Here is a 21,780-nt window from a genome sequence, read left to right as displayed (position 1 = left end):
TTTTCTATACAAGATATGTAGCTATACTCTTTATACTCTCTTGAGGGGTTTTATGATGCATATTGAGAACACTGCATGGCAGATTGAGTGGATTTACACCATTGAGTTTCCAGGGCGACCTGTACCGCTGGTCATTCTTCAGGACGGGAAACCCGGATATGTCATCAATCAATGGGTATACTGGCTACTGGAAGAAGGAGTAACACCTTCCACACTGGAACAACACATCCGTTCAGTTATGCAGCTTTATGAATTTTGCTATCGTAAATATGGCAATGAATCTCTGAATGAAACACAATCTCTCAATCTTATTTCTGATTTTCTGGAAGCGAAACGAAAAGGCTCGCAACTTTTAGGATGGAAGCCAAACAGACGTTCATCCACACTGAAAAAATATCTCCACTCCATCAACCTCTTTGATAAATGGAATACAACATTCAACAAGGCGCTGCATCTTAATCCCAATGAAGAATGTTTCATGACGAGATATCAGGTAAATCTTAAGTTCAGACAACGCAAAAAATTCGACCTACTCATTCATCTACACCCGGCAAAAATTCACAAACAAAAGGTGTATAAGTATAATGTGAAAATTGATCATCAACGATTTTGTGTTGATAGCCATATTATACCAAAAGCATTTCCTGTCGAAATGTTTGTCCCATTAATTGAAGCGACCAGAAATCCAAGAGATCAGATGCTATGGCTATTAATGGCAGGAGGATCATTAAGACAAAGCGAAACATTGCATTTATTCTATGAAGATGTTCTTGGTATAAATAAGGATGGTGTCCCTCGGATCAGGCTTGCAGATCCCGAAACAGGTATTATCAGTTGGTATAAAGATGGACGTCAGGTAACCGGAAATCGGCTCCAGTATATGGAAGACTGTTTTCGCAATGAGATCTTTAAAAAAACACGTCCGGATCTTTTTCAGATTATGCCACGAACGATGGGGAAACGTGGACGGGACCATGCAGGGTTTAAAGGTATGACATTTTCCGACAGCGGGGAATCCTGCATCATTGACGGCCGTTATACAACTTGGAACGAATTGTTCTGGATTGAACCCGCATTTGGATACCGATTCCAGAAAGCTTATCAGGAATACGTGTCTGACAATTTTTTTAATAAACCGGGCGGGTGGCCGTGGCATCCGTGGTTGTTTATCACTCAGGTAAAAACATTGTATGGCACTCCACTTACGCTGCAAGCCATCAGAAGTGCCTGGAAGACAGCCCTTACGCGTATCGGCCTCGGCAATAGTGGCCTTTCACCCCATGCGCTTAGACACATGTATGGTGCCTATTGCGCATCAGTACTCCAACTTCCTCTGGAGATGACAAGAACACTGATGCACCACGCATCCGTGAGCTCTACACAGGTCTATTACCATTTACGCTCTGCAGATGTGCGAAATGCCATCACTGAAGCAATTTTAAACCGATTACAAACAGAAGAATTTAAATATCTGATTATGCCCTCAGCACCACGATTAAACGTTCCTGAAAGCTGGAATCAACTTTAACCAAAAATAAGAGGGCTGGTTTATGGAAAAAAAGAGCTTTTCTGTAACCCGGGATACATCTGGACTCTTTGAAGCAACCGGGTTTTGGTCGGGTGATTCAATATATTTCAATATTGAAACTCATCAGTTTGTTATAACTAATTGTGATATTTCCCCGGAAAACATAAATGACATGATTATCAATTATCTTCATGAAAAAGATGAAAATAATGGCATTACACGATTCGAAAAGGAAATACTTAGCATCATCGACAGCGATAGATATCCATTCCCATCTATTTTTTCAGTCAATCATACCGTCCGAGCTCATTACTCTTTCCAGCATATTCGCAGGAGTATAAAGGAAGTGCTACCACATCCTCCCTCTTTAAGAACCTCATGGGATGATTTTTACTTATGGCTTAAAAAACAAAAAAAAACACCAGTAGAGCAGAAAAATTATTTTTGCGAGCTCATTATTGAGACCTACACCAACTGTGAATCCTCCGATTTTGCGTATGTTACAGGGTTACGGTTGTTACTTCACCCATGGCTGAAATTTAATATCGCGCGTTGGGTGGAACAAAAATTAACAATTGACGATATTATCTGTCTTATTGCAAATCTTGATCTTAATCAGGAATTGCAAATATCGCGAAGAGAAGGCCCCTGTTCACCTGATTTCTTTAAAAAAGTCGAACAACTGACTGAAGGCAGGATCGCTATCCCTGAAACGTATACTCCGGATAATAAACATGCCAGGGTTTGGTATAAATTCCGCCTGAGCATGCAAATGCTGCTTGGCATTCTTTTTGCCCGGGGTTATTTGATGTTTCCACCTGTTTATGTCAGTAAAGAATGCTGGCATGCCAACGACATCATTCGCTCCAGAGTATACCAGATGTGGCCTGAGAACTGGAAATGGGGCAGAACCGACCATGAGACGTTGGCTTACCGGCTTATAAGTGCATCCACACTCAGAACGCTGCATGATATACCACAAAATATTCGGGAATTAATTACTGCCGCTTATGGTCCATACTACAAATACACGGATCCGCTTTTAACGAAAAGACTGAAGGAATTCCAGACAGAAGAAGAATTACCGTCATTTCCACTGACTTTACTGAATGGATTGAAAGCCCGAAGAAATAAAAAGCCGGTAAAATGGAGTTATGAATGGTGTAAACAGGAATCAGATCTGCCAGAAGCCTGGCTTATCTTCGCTAAAACACTCAAAGATAATCGTACTCACACCGTTGATGGTGAGATAAACCTTTTACGCACGACACTCGAATGGGCCTGGATGGAAAGACGTTTCCCTTCACCTTCTGACATTATTGCCACCGATTTACGTGACTCTGGAAATCCCGGCCGCACGGATACCTTGTATGCATTTATCAGAAGTAAAACATCCTCACACTGGGGTCTCTGGAATCAGGTGGAATCATCATTCAGGGTAGTGACCCTCTGTAGCCCCGAATCCGGTATAATACAAGAAGATCCCTTCCGGACGATAAATAATCCTTTCAAAAACAGCAAGAAGAGATCAGGCTATACAACAACGCGCACTCGTATTCCTAATAATATTCATGCAGCAATGCTCCATACTCTACTTTCTCCGGATGAAAATGGTATACCCACCTATTCCCTGGCAAAAGAAATTTTGAAAAATGACTGGATTGTGCAATTCAATCCAGAGACAAAAATGAATGAATGGATATTCTCTCCTTCACGAACCAACCTGCTCGCCTTATTGCTCATTCTTCCTCTTCGGAAAAAACAGGCATCATGGTTGGATCAAGGATTGCTCGATCCTTACATCTGGGATATTGACGAAAAAAAATACGTCAGTAACTCTCATAAGCTAAAAGATCGAAAATATCCTTCAGGGACAACTCACCTTTCTTTTAATGGCAGACCAACCGGTGTTCTTCAACCCATTGTCAATGACTGGTTCTCAGATAACACATATTGCATTTATGTTAATACAAATAAGACTCAGATGTGGGATCCGGATAATAAAAGAGGCTATGAATTATGGTGGCCAACTGGAGATTTACTAAACCCAGATATTGATATTGCTGATCTAACTCAACAGAAGCAATATTTGAACAGACCGTATGAAATTATTGAGGCGCAAATAAAATGGATACAACAATACGACCCAAACCCTGAACCAATAACGTTCATTGACTGGTCAAGTGAACGGTTGAATAAAAGAATGGAAAATGACAAGGAGCTGCCATTTTTTACACCTATATTCAGAGACCTTTCCACCCCCTACTATAGAGAAAATGGAACGCCCTATTTTGTGCCTCCCACGAAAATGAAACTTAGTTATCTGCTTAACGCCATTGCGGTCCATACTGAAAAGCAACTAAAAGAAGAATATGGCATGGATGTCAGTCTTACGCGCAGTCATATCGGCGAACATGCGGGTTCATCCTTTCACAACAGAGTCTGTCTTTACGATATCCATAGTTTCCGTGTCTACGGCGTTTCTTATCTGATGGAGATCGGTGTTCCCTGGCCTATCGTTCAGATGATTGTAGGCCACACAACTCCCGTCATGACATTGTACTACAATAAAATGACATCAGATTTTGTCCATAAAATTATGTCCTCACAGGTGCGGAAAAGTGATTACTTCAGTAATTTCAACGAAATTGCTGAAGATATACTCAAAAACAATACGCAATTTATCACCCGCAACAAACAATCAAATTCTGTTTCTGGCTCTGACCAGGAAGAAGAGTACAGAGGATTTGTTTCCCGCCCCGGGGGCATATGCCCAGTTGGCGGTCTCGAATGCCAGCAAGGACAAGTTTCCATTATTAACGACAGCATTCAGTACACCAGTACAGAGGGACGATGTGGAAACTGTCGTTTTTTCTGCACCACACCTGCACATCTGTTTCAACATCAACAAGTTATCAATGATTTATTTATACAAATTCGTAGTCTGGGGAAAAAACAGTCGTTCATAGCCAATGAGATCAAAGCACTTCACTTTTCACAAGATGCCTCATTTGAAAACCAGTCCCGGTTGCAGGAATTGATGGCTCAACTTGAGTCACTGGAAAGTGAAACTGAACCTCTGGTCAGGGAATGGATGAATCGTAGAGAAATGGCAACGAGATCAGCTGAAATGCTTGAACCTTTTGTGGAGTATCTGAAGAAACACCCACAGGCATCAGCCGGTAAATCGATGCTGCTCATTTCTCCGGGGACAAAAGATGATCTTGAATCCAGAATTGAGTTTCATTTTCAGAAGGCTGGTGAATTTGAGCTCGTTCGTCAGTCAATGCTGGGAGCACATTTTTCAGGGGGAGTTTACCAATGCAGTGAACTGACCCGTTATCAAATGAGAGACTTCCTGAATAACATTATGGCGCACGATAATCCTCAACAGTTACTGTTTACCATTCCCGATGATGCTGCCCGGGACAAAGTTGCACTTCTGATGGCAGAGGCCATGGTTTCATGCGTCGGTACAGAGAGTATTCAGAATGCGATTGATAACCGGACGGGGTTAAGAGCCGGGATGTTAAATGAGTCAGATTATGTTCGCCTGGAAGATTTCCTGAACGAAGTATTCAACAAAGCCATAAACCAGGGGGCTTCATTTTCCATAGAAACCCTTCTTCCTGAATTCCTGGCTCTCACGGCTCAGGATGGAGGTAAAAATGTACTCAGCTGAATCGTCTGCTGCTATTTTTGAAGAACTGAAGTCAACGATTAATGCTAAGGGAATGCGCGGGTTAAATAATGTAAGGATGGCATGTGACTTTATTGCTTCTGCGAGGGGAATGATGAATTACTCCAGGGTAGGGGATGTGACTGAAAGTCAGTTCGGCGGCCCCAAAAAGCAAAGTATTCAAAATAATGCAAACCTTAAACGCTATATAGCGGCGAGGATCACCGAGTATTACAGGGGTAAAGACAGCCCCCGCCAACAATCGTTGTCGAAATCAAATGAACCTGCTTCCTGGCCAGAAGAGAATTTGTCTTCGCGAGTGAAAATGTACATCTCGCATTTAAGAACACGCCTTGAGATGGTCGAAAGTCGGTACCAGGAACTTCGTTTTTTACAGGAAAAACTGACCAAAGCAGATCCTGTCAGTTTAGTGGAAGCCATTGACAGGGGAAACACAAAAGGGCATCTGACAATACAGTACCCGACAAACAATAATGATGAAGAACTAAAAGTGGCTATACGGTCATTGCTTAAACTTGGGGAATACATTAAAACCCTGCAGACCGAAACCATAAATTCCCGAACCGGGTTGATACTTAAACGCCCCTCGGGAGATGTGGTGGTTCTGACACCATCACAGTTTGAATTTATCACTAAATTCCTGGGCTAGGTGATTGACGCCAGACTTCCAGCCTCGATGAATTGCGATATGAGAAAATCTGGGTATTGCCCTCTGCAACGCTTTGAATAACCAAGAAGTGCCATGGCTACAAATATGGCACTGGTAGTTCAGGAATCAACGTCCGTCATATCACAATACGTGTTCAGCCTATAACTACCTTAACTCCGCACAATTTGGCTAAGGTGCATAATTTCCTACCTGTACTATTCAGCGCCTGTACTATTAATATAGAAACTGATAAATGAACGTAAAACCATACGTGTTTTATAATGGTCGCTGCAAAGAAGCAGCACATTTTTATGCTGACGCACTTGGTGGGGAAGTCGGTGTTATCCATCATTTTGGCGCATGTGTCACCGCGGCTAAAAATCCTGATGCCGTTCAGCATACCGATGTCAGTATTGACGGAAAAATTATCTTGCAGATGTCTGACGGAGTGGAAGACGCACTTCACTCAGGTTTTTCGGTGTCACTGGGTGTCCAAACTGTTGAAGAAGCAAAAAACTGCTTTAATAATCTGGTCACTGAAGGAGTTACCATTGTTCCATTAGCTCCAAGTTTCTTTAGCCCTGCCTTTGGTATGCTGACCGATAAGTTCGGGGTGAGCTGGATGATTACCGTGGCGGTATAACATTCTCTGTAATACCTGCGATTACCGAACTCTGGATTGAAGACTATAATCGTCAGGTAACAAGCGGCTTACTGCTCCCTTGCGGGCGGCTAGCCTTCCTCCAGTTTTGATGAGTGAAAAAATGAACAAACATAGAGCACTACCATTGATGGCTTTCCTGTGCAGCACCCTGCTTATTGGTGGCTGCAATGATTTCTCTGCTGCTAAATCCGAAATACGCTTTGTGGATATGGAGCGTGTGCTGAAAGAGTCCGGTCTTGCCGATCAGAAAGCCAGCCATCTGAAAGCGGTACATGAAAACCTGCTGTCGGGTGCTGAAAAAGCCAGAGGCAGTTACAGCACGCTTTCAGAAGAGAAGCTTCAACAGGCAACTGCCGCCGATGAGCAGACGCTGAACATGCAGTGGCAGATTGAACAGCAGACTGCGAACCAGCAAGTCCTGATGGTGGTAAAAGAAGGCGCAAAAAACTGGATGAAGGACAAAGGCGTGACTGCCATTATGCCTGTGCAGGCCGCACTGGCAGTGGCCCTTGAAGACGATGTCACTGCTGAGCTCGTTGCACAGTTAAAAGACAAGAAAGTGGCATTCAATGAACTGCCGCTGATAACTTTAAAAACAACTACCAGTGATGCGGACACCCCCCCTGAAAAAGCGAAATAACAACAATTCAGACGGTATCATGAATTTCTGTACTTGAACGGATATTAAAATAATCAGAACGAGTGAAAATCGTATCGTTAAATGAATGTCGGTACTGAAATGAGCATTTAATTCTGCTCAATTCAGTTGCCTGCAGTTCGCTGGAGATCAACTCTGGCATTGCAGATGTGACAGCCTCGCAGGGGTTGTGGATTCAACGATGGAATCAGCCTGGCTGTATTATGTTTGGTCCGGCTGTTGTTCCTCCCATCACAAAGGAGGATAACTGTGTTGTTTCTTCTGGTAACGAACCGATTTATATTTATCATCTGTTTAATAGTAAAAAATGACTTGATCAGTTATTCATAATATTGGCAACCCTTGCATTTTTTCGCATGATACTGCAATGGCAGCTATCGGGATCAATGGCGTCAGCATCAGCTAGACATACGTATATTGTTGCGACTTTAACAATATATCTGACTTATTAACGCCGACATAAATCTGCAATCGAGTCAACCACAATGGCGAGTTATTTGGCAAGAAAACAAGACTGATTAATAAAATATTATTTACAGTACTTTCATAAGAACTCATCACCGACTTTATAAATCAAGATGAAGTGCGCCATTTCTCGAACAAGAGGTTGCTTTCATACGCACAGGCAAAGATGAATTTTATTCCAGCCAGAATAATGACCATTGCATTACTGAACTGAATAGAGAAAGCAAGTAATGAGAAAACATTACCAGAAGAATTAAACATGACAGGTATACTTCGAGACCTCAGTAGTGGATATATTCACCTAATGGCCGAAACAATGATGTTAATGCCATATTGTATATCGCACTCGATTTATCTCGCCGTATTAACGGATATATAACGGTGAGGTCAATGTTCCACGCACAGAGGAGGTCTCTGCAGCAGTATGTGTTCTCCACACGGATCATACACCGGTACCTGTGCTACCCCTGAAATAAGTAGCACGGGTACGGTGTTCCCCATTTATACAGTGTACTGACTACCACACCATCCTGTCGGTCAACCAGTTCTCATGTCAGCCACTTTTTCCATTCGACTCAAGGCTTTCTTCAGTGTTAAGGTCTGGGTTATAGTCAGGATCGCCTTGCTTTAACAGTGCATAACGACTGATTAACTGTTTCAGATGCGCCTCTGCCTGGTACGCCTGCGCAGGTGAAGGACTGTTATCCAGCCGCCGCAGTTGCTCTTCCGCAGGCACGGTTTTGTTAAATGACTGCTGGATGCCAAACACCACGGTCTTCAGTTCGCTCACTGTCATATATTTACCGCGTTTCTCATCCAGCCCATTCAGACGGTCAATGAGTTGCTGCAGCTGTCCCATCCCCTGGTGCCAGCCCTTCAGATTTTCAGGCGACATGGCAGTGTCTTTGAGGTGCTGTTGCCAACGCGTAGCCATTTGCCCCCCCAGAGGAGTTTGCGGCCACAGAGCCTGCACCTGCCCAACAAGCTGATTACCATATTCCAGCGCCCAACCAGGTGGTAATGCTGCAAGCTGTGTCAATCGCTGCTGAACTTCCAGAGGGTATGCATCTTCTTTAAGCCATTCTGGTGTTTGTCGTTGCAGGCTTTGTATTTGCTCTGCTGAGAGCACCATCGGTAACGGCGCTACAGATGCACGTAATTGCACCTGTACCGGATCGGATCGATGTAAATAATTCCAGCTGTACAGTGAGATACTACCCACTACCAGCATCGTGGTAATTCCGGCAATAAAGGGTTTCCACGGTTTTGTCTGGACAGGGACCGTGATGGTTTCCACTCTCACCACTGGCTCCTCCTGTGCTACATAGACCCAGGTGGTGCGCGGATTAGCCTGTATGGATACGGTAGTTGGCAGACCGATACCTGATGTGGTCATATCGTTATTGCCTGTTGTCGCGTTGCTGTTTTCCAGCCGTACTGCTGCGGCATGTAACTGATTACGTAGCGCGTCTATCTGGCTGACATATTTAAGCTCGAGCCGTTGCAGTAGTTCGCCCAATTCTGAAAGATGTTTTTCTACCTGATAGAGTGCATTCAGGTCTGCATAATCTAATGTTAAGGTCCGCAACAGTTGCTGTAGTCGGTGACTCAACCCGCAGAGAATATCCATCCGCGCATGGGTAGCCTGAGGCCACAGCGCTCCCCATTGATAGGTCATCAGCGCAGTGATAATCGCCAGCCCTTCATTCAGACCGTGCACCCCGGCGAGGCGGGTACGTGCCTCGGTGTACCAGGCGGCAGTCTGCATCTCAACACCGTTGCGCTCAAACAGATTCAGGCACAGCGTTTCAATATACTGCCAGTTCACGTCTGGCCGGGCAGGATGAGACAGCTTTGCGAGCTCTGCACGTAATGCTGAATGTTCAGGCATCGTGCGGGGGTCACTCCCCGTCTTCAGGTGTCGTTCGTATACTGGGGGCATTATGAAATCCATGTCGAGTGTGTATGGATGAAACGAGTATTAAATACACTGATTCTTTTCCAGATAGTGCTGTTGCTTCAGATGTCTGAGCATCACCTTTCCATCAGGCACAAACTCTGTGCCGAACCGAACTAGTCCAATCTCTTTTAATTCGGCATCAATCGCGTATCGCAACTCGCCAGGTACTTCCTGTTCAAGTAATATGACGTTGAGTGACTGCAGTCGTGGTTCATATTGCAGTAATATGCCGGATAGAGTTTCTATCAACTCATGCGCAGTTCCTGGCATACCCTGAAGTATTTTGGTCATATCGGGCAGACCATAATCAGGAATATGGGACAGAGTACCAGCACGCGAATTTAATATACGTTGAATATTATCCAGTACGGATAATATGACTTGATCTTCTTCTTTAATCACCTCAAGGGGTAAATCACCGATAAAGCAGCCCGTAAGGATTTCATATAGCGAAGGGGAATGGCTACCCATTAGACCTCCAAATGTCAAAATACAGATTTATTGTTCGGTTCCATGTGGCATGGTGTTTTACAGAGGAAATTCATTCCTGCATCTTATTTTTAATACGCATATCCGATTTCCGGAACATAACCTCCTCACCGTCATCGCCCACTGGAAGTGACACGATATAATGCGCCTTAGAAGAGGGTGTTTTTTCAATGATATCGCGACTTCGAGTGGAATGGACAACCCCAAGGTAAGAATGTATCTCCCCAACAAAATTCGACATCACCTTTTTTAACTCTTCCGTAAATGAAGCACAAAAACTATCCTCTTCACTATCAGTGACATCTTTCATTTTCCCTGCATGGAATGCTTTTATTAATTCTTCCCTGGTGATATTTTCAGGGGACTGACCAGCCCCACTCCAGCAAAAATCCAGCTTGATAATGGCATCTGCAGGTAAGCCCATTTTAATCAGTTGTTCAACTATTTCAAAGCTGTACTTCCCTTTTGAAAGATTTTCAACCGGTGTCGGGGACAACATATCATCACCGGGGGAACCATGCCCGACAACATAAATAACCGGCTTCGGCTCTTCACCAAAATGGTATTTTTCTGTTGAACGATGAAAATCAATAAACTTTCCGTACACGGCTTCACTAATATCATCATCAGAATGTTTATTACGTAGCTTAATTATCTCAATAATAATCATTTTCTCATCAGCAAGCTGGTGAAAAAATTTATCTCTTTGGCTCTTGTTAACAAAAACTATCTCTGGATGATGTTTACCATCAATAAATTTAGCCAGTGAATCGTAAAGCAACACATCAGGATTATTAACAAAAGGTGAATAGATATATCTCTTTTGTGATAATTCAGGGGAGTCCGGTCTGATTACCTCTGCATCTGCATCTACATCTACATCTACATCTACATCTACATCTACATCTACATCTACATCTACATCTACATCTACATCTACATCTACATCTACATCTACAGCGAGTGGAATATCCTCATCACTCCCTGCACCGGAGCCTGTCACATGGACACAAGTTGCGACCGGGACACATAACAGCTCCGGTAATGGTGCGGCCAGTTGTGTCAGGTTTTCCTCCAGAGAGCAGCTTCCCGCCGCCATGGTCTTTTTCACCTTACGCATATAGCTCGCGGTGGTGCCGTACTCCACCTTCCCTGCCTCCAGCTTCAGGTAACTGCCACCACCATTCAGCGTGATACGTTTTTTCCCGGCAAACGCGATGTCACTTTCTGAGGTCAGGGTGAGTTTCTTTTCCGCAAACAGCCTCAGGCTGGCGTTTTGTGCCTGCACATCCACCGGGCCTTCACTGGCTTTCAGGCTTAACTGTCCGGTGCGGGCAAACAGTCCCAGTTTCTCTCCGGCCAGCGCTGTCATATTGCCCATCACGCCAGTACTGATGTCGCCACCGGCATTAATCGCCACGTTTTTCGTGGCGGTCATTTGCAGGTGTTCACCGCTGGTGAATGCCATCCCGGCAGGGGCGGAGAAGTGAATGATTTCGTTGAGCGGTTTCAGCCGTTGCTCAAACATCCGTATCTGGCTGTCAATATCAGCTTTCAGGGCTTCGGCCTGCTCTGCCGCCATTTCAAGCTGTTGCAGGTGCTGGTTTAACTGGTCGATTTCCTTAAGTGCCGCGCCCATATCCAGCACCTCACCCCGGGCTTTGGCCTGCTTGTCCGCACTGACAAACAGCCCTTTTCCGGCGCGGATAGTGCCGCGTTCATCGGTGCGCAGCTCGGTGCCTTTACCTCGGGGTTTTCCCTGCGCATCCACCAGATAGCCACTGCTGAGCTGGGTTTTGCCGTATTCCGTGGCGAGCTTGATATGTTCTTCGCCGCGCTGGTCTTCCATCCGCAGCTTGTTGTTCGCCGGCGTGCGCAGAATATTGCGGGTGTGGTTGTCGCGGTTAACGTGGTCCGGGTGTTCTGAGTCGTGCAGTGCATGGGCGATGTACGGCAGGTCGATGTCGCCGTTGCTGTAGGCTATCGCCACTTCCGTACCGTCGGTGAGCGGCGTATGCCAGCCGAGGGTGTCACCGGAATACGGTTTTGCCTGGCGCAGCCACAGGTAACCGTAACCCTGCTCTGTTCCTTCCCGGTCAAAGTCCAGCTTTACGCGGTAGCGGCCCAGTTCATCCAGGTGGGCGTAAATATCGTTCTTCTCGCGGCTTTCAATTCGCGCAGGCAACGTGCCGTGGATTTCCGGGCGCGGGATTTCAACCGGGCGAAAGCTGTAGCGTTCGCTGTAAGGCATGCCCCACACGGAGACATGCAGACGCGAATCCCGTGAAGCAGCAAAAGTGACCAGCGTGAGAATGACACCTTCCTGCAACGCAGCAATCACACTGCCCTGCGGCTCCAGCACCTGTCCCGGCGTCAGGTTTGACGCATTGCTGAACAGGTGAATACGCGCAGACCGGTTCAGTTCACGTTCATGGTGCAGACAGGCGTAAAACGCCCCGCTTTCGGTGGCCGGCTCCGGGTCGGTATCATCACCGGCTTCGCGGTACGGTGCGGCGTAGCGGTAATGTTCGCCCGTGGTCACCGCCTCATGACGCACGCTGACCGCGCTGTCCAGCGGTGTGCTGGCTGTACGGTAGTTGTAGTCGCGGGTGGCGACGCTGCCGGTAACCACATTATGCCAGGTGCGTACACCCCACACCGCTCCCTCCGCCCCGTCGAACAGGCCGGAAGGTTCGCTGTACGGCAGGCGCACATCAAACTGATAATTCAGCTGGCTGTCGGCAAAGATAAACACGTCCAGTTCACGGGTGTTGTCCATCTCCGTGCGCCAGTAAATCCCCACTTCAGACAGAATGCGCTGAACAAACGCCAGGTCCGTTTCCCGCCACTGGGTGATGACTTCACGCGGCGGATAGGTGCGTTCCAGACGAAATTCGAAATCAGCCCCTTCCAGCCCGTGTTTACGCAACACCTGCTCCACCACTTCCGGTACCGACTGGTTCTGGAAAACCGCACACTGGCGACTGCAGGACAACAGCGCCAGGCGCGAGCTGAGCGTAGCTTTATAGTGCGACTGGTCAGCGGAGGTCGACAGCCATTCCAGACGGGTCATGATGCCATGCACCGTTTTGCCACTGCGCATCCGGAAGGTGGCGTACTTCATCAGCACCTGTTCCGGGGCAATATTTGCCTGCGGGGTGGTGAATTCAATGTCCCATGTGAACGGCTCGCTTAATGCTTCCCGCCCGCGAAACTTCAGCACTTCAGGCTGGACGGTGCTGTCATTAATCGCCAGCAAATAGCGGGTCTGCCCGTCAAATAGCGCTAACCAGTTATCCATCACTTCACTCCTTTACCGGTACCAGGCTGAGCCAGCCATCGCCCGGTTCAATGGTGCGCGGCTCATCCGGGTCAAGATCGTCGCGGCTCAGCACCAGACGCCATTGGTTGTCTTTTAAATCCGGGCGGTTAAACAGGGCAACTATCGCCACAAACTGGGCGTTTTCATCCATCGGCGTGTCGAGTGTGACGTTGCCGTTGGGCATCACCAGCAACTCTTTTGAAGCCAGCACATCCTCTTTGAGCACAGTATCGGCGTTACGCAACAGCGTCTGGTAATCGGCGGCTTCCACCGCTCTGCGGTCTTTGAGCTGATAGACCCGCACCATGGTTGCCAGCGGTGTCTGAGCGCCATCGGCGTTAATTGCGGTACGCGGGGCAAAATCCAGATGAAGTGTTTTGATCTTTTTATAAAAGATGGATTTCGTCATATTGACCGTGCCGTCCGTAACGGTCTGGGTCAGACCGCAGCCTGCAAGCAGGCAGCAGCCGATAAGCGTCAGCGCCCGCCAGCGGGTAACTGTTGCCATACATAAGTTCCTTTTAAGAGAGGGAGAAAGCGTGGTTAGTCGAAGCGGTAGTGGCCGTTTTCAGCCAACGGTAACATCTGGCAGTGCAGCCCTTCATAACACCCCAGGCTGACCGTCAGGGTTTCCCGGTTATCGCAGAGCTTGCCGTTTTTCAGACCAAGCAGGCCAGTGCGCCCGAGTTGAATACGGCGACTTTTGCCCAGGCGCGGTTCTGGCAGCAGACGAACCGGAACGGTCAGGCGCAACCGTGCATCGCTGCGGTAGCCCAGATAAACACGCATCAGTACCAGCAAGTCGGTATGGATATGTCCGCCAGGTAACCAGCCTTCGGCTTCATCAGGGTCTTCGGTGATGAGCGTCACCAGCACCCGGCTGCAGGCTTCTTTGGCGGTTTTACCCAGCGTCGCCCGTTGTGAAAGCTGTATGCGGTTAGCGCCTCCCAGGCCGCTGCGGTTGTCGATATGCACTTTAACGGGATCAGGTTCAGTGATCATGGCCCGCGTATGCGGGGCAAGCAGGCTGACCAGGGCGCGAATACCTTCCGCATTTCTGGTCGGCAAGCGCATGGTTCCCAGCAGTGCCAGAAAGCGCGAAACCGGTGTCGCTACCTGTTCAGCGGTACCCGGAATGCCCAGGCCCACCAGCCCCAGCAGGCATTGTGACGTAGCATCACGCCCACCCGCCTCGAAGGTGGCCGGATAAGCGTATTTACGCCAGATCCGGTAATACTGTGTGGTGATGCGGTGGCTGAAGATGTCCAGAAACGAAGTGAGCGCCTCATGCCCTTCCCGCCGCTGCGCAATGTCATCCAGATACATGCCTGGGAGCGGTGAATCCACGCCGTACATGCCCAGAAAGGTGGTGCGCACGGTCGGGGGCCGCTCCGGGTGATCTTCGTCAGTCTCGACGGCTTTCAGTGTGCTGACCGGAAATCCCATCCCCGGCCAGGGGCGGAAGCGCACCGGATCGTTTGCCGGATGGCTGGTCGCCCCGAGCTTTGGTGCGTCCGGACTTTCCTGCTCCAGCAACTGGCAGAAGCGATAAAAGTTGGCCCGCCAGATGTCCTTGTTGAGGGCTAGCGTCAGCCCGGTACGTGCTGGCTGTGACTCTCTTGCCATCTCAGTCTTTTCCCTGTCGGTTGCAGTACCAGTGTGAGCTGGTTAAAGAGGTGAATATCCGCATACAGTGCGAAGAAGCGGTGCAGCATCTCGCCGAAGAGATTTACATCGCCTTCGCCGGCAAAATTGTCCATATTCAGCGTGACCTCGATGTCCACGCCGCGCAGCATAAATCCTTTCTCAAAACGGCGGATCAGCGTGTGTTTCACTGCAACAATCGCCTCAAGGCGACGGCGATTCATCTCATCGTCCGTCCAGTCATACAGCGCCAGCGTTCCGCGCAACACTTCAGGATTGTCCATCATGCTGAGGAAGTTCGAACCCAGATGGCTCATCACTCGCCAGTGGAAACGGTCGCTGGCGGGCGGATATAGCGGCATGGTCGGCGCGGAGACATTCAGTACCCTGACCGGGACTTTGCCCGCCTTGACCACCCGGTCCAGCAGGGTGCTTTCCAGTGCTTTGCGCGGGAGCTGGCCGTTGGTGCCGGTGATGCGCATCGAGAGCGATTCGGGTTTCTCAGACAGTTGATCCAGCTCGAAAGAACGTCCACCGAGGATCAGCCAGGTGTCATACAGGCCAGAGGCCCCGCGTTTCACCCGAGTGTGGAAATAACGCTCCGGTGCATCGTGGCGCATCATGCCACCGCGATGGCGGAAGCTGGTGAACGGCACATACGGGTGCTTGCCGTGTTTCACCGCGCCATGGATGTTGTCAACACTGTAGATCTCAGTGTGGCCGTCCTGAAGACGCAGCGGGCGCAGCAGGTATTCATTGTCCAGCGGGTCAAGCGTTAGTGGGTCAGCTTCGAGGGTGAAGAGGTTGATGACCGGCGCACAGTGCAGGCGGAAGTTTTCAGTCTCAAACGGTAAGTCAGACGACCAGGCTTCGCTGAGCACAATGTCAATTTCAAACCAGTTGCTGGCAGGGTTAAGACCAATAGTTTCAAGTCCACGCAGTTCGATAAACATGAACTTCGGACGGAAGCTGAAATATTCCAGCAGCAGCTGATAACCACTGAAAGCGGAATCGGCCTTCTTCCACAGACCGTCATTGTCATCAAAGCCCATCGGTTTGCACCAGCCAGCAAACTTATGGCGCTCGGTGCGGGTACCGGCATGACGCGCATACATCGCGTGTACCCGGCGGGTCATCGCCAGATGCAGTGCCGAGCTGACCGGGCTTTCGGCGTTGAGAAAGATGGCGACTTTGTCGATGCCAGCCTTGCTCCAGTCGATTTTTTCCGGGCATTCAAAACGCAGGCGAATAGCAGAGCGCCCGTCCGTTTCGGTGTGCATCCGGGCATCGGTAAGGCTCAGCGGCTGGAGCGGTACATCACGCGTGGTGCGGTACTGGCAGGGTGTTCTGTTCGGCCCGACCGGTCGCGATAATACAGAGAAACCTTCCTGCAGCCGTTCAGACTGACGCAGACTACGCCAGTCCGGCGAAAATTCCACGATCGCCAGTGACGGGATAGTGCGCATGTAGTGCGGCCACAGCAGGCTCACCAGCCCTTCGGTCAGTTCCGGCAGGTCGTCATCGAGTTTTTCACGCAGGCGCCCCATCAGGAAAGCAAAGCCTTCAAACAGGCGTTCTACGTAGGGGTCGCGCGCACCGGGTTTATCCAGGTTGAGCATCGCAGCTCTGTCCGGATGGGCGCGGGCAAATTCTTTACCGGCTTCGCGCAGATAGCGCATTTCGGCTTCGTAATAGCGCAGGGTTAAGTCATCCATGCACGGAATTCCTGAAGGTTATCAAACAAAAATTTAGCCACAGAGCACCATGGCACGAGCAGGATCGATGGCAATCAATCCGGCCAGCAGAGCATCCATTTCGGGCATCAGTCGGGCTTTATCGCTCTCATTGCGACCGGCTTTCATGCGCAGCAGTTTCAGGCGGCGGGCCTGCACTTCAAATAACAGGGCGGGTTCCCAGTCGCCAAGGGTGAGTTGCGGGGCGCTGGACGTCAGTTCTCCCAGCAGATGCAGCGCCATATCGTTACGCCCGTACTGCTCGGCAACGCGTGCCATCAGCAGACGCACCAGCCAGCGATGACGCGGAGAGTCCATTCCAGGGCGGGACTGGAGCCAGGCAAGCGCAGCTTCCGGACCTTCAATATCGCCCTTTGCCATCGCTTCCGATTCCAGTAACAACACATCGTCCGGCTGGCCGTTGGTCACCGTTGCCGGTTCGTCGCGGAAGATAAGCGCTTCCTCGTTGACCTTTTCGGCAATCCACGCGGTGGTGACTTCATCAGCAAACGGGGTGCCGTCGTTCCAGGCCAGCCCTTCCAGACCGGGTAAACGTTTGAGGAAAAAGCGCAGATCAAAAAGAATGGAGTCGGACCAGGCTTCCCACGGCTGACCGGCATGGCTAAGCCCCTGCCAGAGGTACCACTGGAGATCGAGCCAGAAATGGTTCACCCCTTCGCAGTACATCTGGCTGGCCTGTTCGACCAGCTCAGCCCAGTTTTTTTGCAGATACAGGCGCTTTAATTGCGCCCGGTATTCCGGTTTCGGCGGGACCAGGCGCGAACGTCCGCTGCTGTCCAGCGGCGGGATCTGCTCGACTGTATCCCAGCGCACGGTTTTCATCATGCGGTGAGAGGCCAGCCAGCCCTGCGGCTGTTCACCCAGCCAGCGGGAAAGTAACTTTGTCTGGTCGAGTAAATCGCGTCCAGATTTCACCACTGACAGCTTCGGGGAATCAGTAAGAACGGATTCGCGCCCGGCATCCTGCATACTGCTGTTCTGGGGGACTAACGCATCCATCCCGCCAGAGCGTGCCAGGCGATTTTCAAGCGCCGTACAAAGGCCGGCAAAAGAGGGTTTTTCATTGTCAGGCCAGTCAGCAACCGTTGCCGCCAGCAAGTTCACAGCCCCAACGGTCAGACTCGCGTCATCGCGGTCGACCTCCGGCCACTGCGAGAGTGTGTCGAGCACTTTGGCGCTGTTCAGCCATTCCAGCGCGGCCTTGCGGGCATTGGGGCGCTGTGGATGGCAAAGCTGACCGTAGCGGGAGAGCATCGCCGATAACAGCAATAAGCCTTCCGCCAGCCCTTTTTCGCCGTCGCGGCTTAGACGGGCCTGGCTGTACCAGGTCGCGACCCGAATATCTTTGGCACTCTCGCAAAGACACTTTTCCGCCAGCCCACACAATAATTCTGCATCGGTCCCGGAGAGCTTATTGATCTCCTCACGCATCAGCAGAAAATTATCGTCATACGCCGGATCGTCGCCGGTTTCCTGTGCGGGAGTGATTGGGCGTAGCCAGTTATCCCAGAGTGGCAGGGCGTCCGTCGCCCGCGAGAGCAGGCGTTGCTGCTCCTCATTATTAGTGCTGCATACGGATAACAGCGCTTCTGGTGAACTCATTTTTATTCCTCCCTACCCGCATCAACGCTGAAGATAGACTCCGGCAACCTGAACCCCTGGAGTTTCAGCAGCGCCAGCGGGCCGTCACCCAGTTCACTGCGCATCACGAACGTCAGCGGATTGCCGTCCGCAGCTTTCCATACCAGTTGAGTGCGGCTTCCATCAAGGGGGGTGACCTGCGCTTTATCCAGTAAGCGGATGAATCCCCAGTTGCCCTGGTTGTGGGTATACAGCTGCATACCGCTATTCACGCTACGCCAGCTGAGACTGACGCCGGGATAGTACGTTTTCCCCGGCCAGGTAAAGCTTTGCCAGCTTTCCATCTGGTTGAAGTAGTCAAGGTTCTGCTCATCTATTGTCAGCTGGATACGGGCAACATCCCGCGTTGGGCGCGCCATCAGTTCAAAATTCACGCCAGCGTCACCCTGGGCAAAAACAATGTCCGACAGCTCGGCCAGTTGGTTAATCGCTCTGAGGAAATCGGCACTCACCACCATCCCCTGGCTTGCCGCAGGATCAACCACCCATCGGTTACCTTCCTGATGGAGGATGCCACCGAGGTTAGTTTTGAGGAATGTGGTGATTCGCCCCGAGTCACTGCGCAGGAACTGGGCCAGCAGCGGTAATGAGGCATCGCTACCGGTCGCATTAAACGGATAGCGACCGGCAAAGGCTTTGTTCCATTGGTCAACAATGGTGGTCTGCCAGCGGGTGTTAAGGCTTCCCGCCGCCGGGGCCAGCACCTGTCGCCAGGCCAAATCCAGCGGGAGCACAAACACAGACTGGCCGAAGCCACTCCACTCCTGCCCCAGGCTGGCAGCGACCAGGCTGCCGTAATCACGAGTGTCGGTCAGATCAATGGCTTTCCCCTGGAACACGGTTTGCGCCAGCATCTGGGACATCGCCTGGGGATCGGGTGCACTGGTGACCTGCTGGAGTTTGAGTCGCACCTGCGTGACACGGGCAAGCCAGGACTGGAAGCTGAGATTACCGTCATTGCCGGTGCCCTCTTTGCCATCCATCAGCCCCATCAGCGGACCAAATACCCCATCAAGCGGGCCTTTCGGCCCCTGCGCCTGCTCGATAAACTGCTTGGCATTTTTCTTCTTGCCGATCAGCTGTTTCGCAGAGTCCACAATCGAATCCGCCAATGCTTCACCCTTCTGCCCGGTTTTCCCCTGCCAGGCGAGCGTGTTCATCAGCGCCACCAGCGGAGACTGGCGGACATCGCCAATCAAGTTGAGCTGGGCAATGGCCTCAGAAAGCGAAGCCGCTTCCTCCCAGTGAATGCTGTTGACCATATTGAGCCAGGCGTTACCAAAATCGGTGAAGTAGCGTTCTGTCAGACGCTCTTTCAGGGCTTCGGGGGCAATATCACCGCCCGGCTGACGGGTTTTATCCGTCAGCACCCAGTCAATTTCATCGCGGCGAGTTTTGACCACTTCGTCAATCGCCTCCTGCACCTGCTCTTCCCACGCCTGGCGGGTGAACATCCCCGGCACCACTTCTTCGGTGTTGAATACCGTTGAGGAGTCAGTGTCACCGGTCATGTCTGCCAGCGTAAGATCAGGCCAGTTGCTGGCAATGCGTTTAAGCATGTCCTGATACAACCCTGATTCAGCATTACGCTGCCCGATCTGCTTGAGCAAAATCTGGCGCACCGTGCTGATGAGTTCAGCGTCGGGCTTAATTGCCCATTCCGGATGTGCCGGGAGGTTTTGTGCATAAAAGCCCAGCAGTTTTGGGGCCAGCTCCTGCCAGGTGCCGTCTGGTACCCCCTGACGTTTCGGCCAGGAAGCCAGTACATTTTTCGCCAGCCACTGCGCGTCTGCTTTATCCGGACGGGCCAGCATCAGATAGCCTTTGAGCACATCGTATGCCCGCTGAGTGCTCTGGGTACGGGCATCGCTGGCAGGGGGCAGTTGCACAAATGCGTTCTGTTGCTGCTTCAGGTGGGCTGCTGTGGCATCACGCATCAGCAAGGTATTGTTGCGCGCATACAACGGCCAGAGTGCAGCCAGCGTGTCGCGGTCCTGATTCAGCCCAAAGCGGGTGTACCATGGCGCGCCCTTCGCTTCACGGTTTTGCAGACGGGCAATGGCCTGTTGTAGAACGAGCTGATTCCGCAAGCGTTCAGCCAGTGGCAGTTTGCTGTCAGCTGCGATACGGGCGGTGTTTTGTGCCTGGTAAATTTGCGCACGGTTTACGGTGAGAGACAGCAGCGTACCCGCGCCCCACAGAACCACCAGCGCAAGAATGAGCAAACGCAGCCCTTGCAGCCAGTCGAAGGTGATTTTCTTTGGACGGACAGCATCGCTGTCGTCAATGATGGCTTTCCATGCCGGGGTGTCGAGACGAGTATTGGGTAGCGAACCGGCAACCGCCAGCTCAGGGTTAAACATCGCACCCCGCAGGCGATAAGCCACGGAACCCTGCATCATGCCGGTAAACAAAACATTCAGGCTCGCTTTCAGTTCGCCCTGCAAACGGGAAGAGAGTTGCAGCAGCCCGTCATGTTGCGGGTTGTGCAGGATCTGAGACATCCCCACCTGGCGCAGGCGGGGTATCAGCGTATCCAGCGTTGAACTGGCGTCATCCGGTATGGCGACCGGGCCAAACATCGCGCCGACAGCCGCTGGCTGGCTCTCACCCTGAGAGCCTATCTCTTTATCGGTCAGCCACACCCAGACAGGTGCCTGCCAGCCCAGCAGTTTATCGGCTTTCTGTCGGCTGCGTAAAAAGGCGTCACGTTCGATGTCTGTCGGTAACGCGGAGGTATTTATTACCTGCACGATGCCATCGATGGGGTGGCGTAGGCGAACTTGCTTCAGCTCTGACAGAAACGCTTCATCGGGTTGCAACGAGGCACTACCTGCGTGAATAAGTACGCTCCCGTCACCTTCCTGCCACATATCGCGGCTAAGGCCAGGAACGGCTTTTTCGATGTCTGCATCTTCACCCTGAAGCAGTAAAATCCGAACTTTGGTTTTCCAGTGGCGGCCATAGCGCAGGCTAAGATGCTCAATAACTGAAGTTGCAGTAAATTTTTCAACCGCTCCTTCTGAATGAATCGTCAGAGAAGAATCGTCACGGGTGAGATCCTGCTGGTTTTTTTTGAACGACAGCTGCACACCAGACTTACCCGCCCTCTCAAATCCTTTTTCGATAAGCCATCCCAGAAGGACAATCACCACGATAAAGGACAAGCAGGATGTCATCAGCCTGGCATTATCAAGGGGGCCAATCCCCGTCAAGTCAGCCATTTTTTCTGGCAGGGATAAAAATAAAAAAGCGAAAATTACTGTACAAAAAATGGCAACAGCGACAATGGCCCCAATGAGTGTT

12 protein-coding genes and 1 pseudogene are annotated in these 21,780 nt (G+C 50.3%); 5 read left to right on the top strand and 8 right to left on the bottom strand.

What is annotated here, in order from left to right:
- Positions 1 to 52: 52 nt before the first annotated feature.
- The 5 genes from EC843_RS18270 (at position 53) to EC843_RS18250 (ending at position 7,181) form a co-directional block, all read left to right on the top strand.
- On the top strand, positions 53 to 1,528 hold the full coding sequence (locus EC843_RS18270; protein WP_166642078.1) for a tyrosine-type recombinase/integrase: 1,476 nt from the start codon (positions 53 to 55) through the stop codon (positions 1,526 to 1,528).
- Positions 1,529 to 1,550: 22 nt separating this feature from the next.
- Complete coding sequence (locus EC843_RS18265; protein WP_133522797.1) at positions 1,551 to 5,210, top strand: VPA1269 family protein; 3,660 nt, start codon at positions 1,551 to 1,553, stop codon at positions 5,208 to 5,210.
- A complete protein-coding gene (locus EC843_RS18260; RefSeq protein ID WP_133522796.1) occupies positions 5,197 to 5,877 on the top strand; it encodes a hypothetical protein in 681 nt (226 codons plus the stop codon). Before EC843_RS18265 ends, EC843_RS18260 begins: the two co-directional genes overlap by 14 nt.
- Before the next feature lie 253 nt (positions 5,878 to 6,130).
- Positions 6,131 to 6,520: a VOC family protein gene (locus tag EC843_RS18255; protein ID WP_133522795.1), complete on the top strand. Its 390-nt coding sequence runs from the start codon at positions 6,131 to 6,133 to the stop codon at positions 6,518 to 6,520.
- A 121-nt stretch (positions 6,521 to 6,641) separates the two neighbouring features.
- On the top strand, positions 6,642 to 7,181 hold the full coding sequence (locus EC843_RS18250) for a hypothetical protein (RefSeq protein ID WP_133522794.1): 540 nt from the start codon (positions 6,642 to 6,644) through the stop codon (positions 7,179 to 7,181).
- 1,036 nt (positions 7,182 to 8,217) lie between these two features.
- Here EC843_RS18250 and EC843_RS18245 read toward each other — a convergent pair.
- The 8 genes and pseudogenes from EC843_RS18245 to EC843_RS18210 form a co-directional block, all read right to left on the bottom strand.
- Positions 8,218 to 9,606, bottom strand: coding sequence for a VasL domain-containing protein (locus EC843_RS18245; protein ID WP_133522793.1), 1,389 nt, complete (start codon positions 9,604 to 9,606; stop codon positions 8,218 to 8,220).
- A 39-nt stretch (positions 9,607 to 9,645) separates the two neighbouring features.
- On the bottom strand, positions 9,646 to 10,095 hold the full coding sequence (gene tssE, locus EC843_RS18240; protein WP_133522792.1) for a type VI secretion system baseplate subunit TssE: 450 nt from the start codon (positions 10,093 to 10,095) through the stop codon (positions 9,646 to 9,648).
- Between the two features lie 1,093 nt (positions 10,096 to 11,188).
- Positions 11,189 to 13,414: pseudogene (vgrG, locus tag EC843_RS18235) on the bottom strand (type VI secretion system tip protein VgrG); the annotation flags it as partial.
- 4 nt (positions 13,415 to 13,418) lie between these two features.
- Entirely contained in the window at positions 13,419 to 13,943 is a 525-nt protein-coding gene (gene tssJ, locus EC843_RS18230; protein ID WP_133522791.1) for a type VI secretion system lipoprotein TssJ, read from the bottom strand.
- Positions 13,944 to 13,978: 35 nt separating this feature from the next.
- Complete coding sequence (gene tssG, locus EC843_RS18225; protein WP_133522790.1) at positions 13,979 to 15,061, bottom strand: type VI secretion system baseplate subunit TssG; 1,083 nt, start codon at positions 15,059 to 15,061, stop codon at positions 13,979 to 13,981.
- Entirely contained in the window at positions 15,025 to 16,794 is a 1,770-nt protein-coding gene (gene tssF, locus EC843_RS18220) for a type VI secretion system baseplate subunit TssF (protein ID WP_133522789.1), read from the bottom strand. The genes tssG and tssF overlap by 37 nt, the downstream gene beginning before the upstream one ends.
- A gap of 33 nt (positions 16,795 to 16,827) precedes the next feature.
- Positions 16,828 to 18,435: a type VI secretion system protein TssA gene (gene tssA / locus EC843_RS18215; RefSeq protein WP_133522788.1), complete on the bottom strand. Its 1,608-nt coding sequence runs from the start codon at positions 18,433 to 18,435 to the stop codon at positions 16,828 to 16,830.
- A gap of 2 nt (positions 18,436 to 18,437) precedes the next feature.
- Complete coding sequence (locus EC843_RS18210) at positions 18,438 to 21,698, bottom strand: ImcF-related family protein (protein WP_243739161.1); 3,261 nt, start codon at positions 21,696 to 21,698, stop codon at positions 18,438 to 18,440.
- Between the last annotated feature and the right edge of the window lie 82 nt (positions 21,699 to 21,780).

Source organism: Buttiauxella sp. JUb87, assembly GCF_004361975.1.
Classification (GTDB): Bacteria; Pseudomonadota; Gammaproteobacteria; order Enterobacterales; family Enterobacteriaceae; genus Buttiauxella; species Buttiauxella ferragutiae.
The sequence above is the reverse complement of the archived record's forward strand: the minus strand, read 5'-3'. Positions and strand labels throughout refer to the sequence as shown.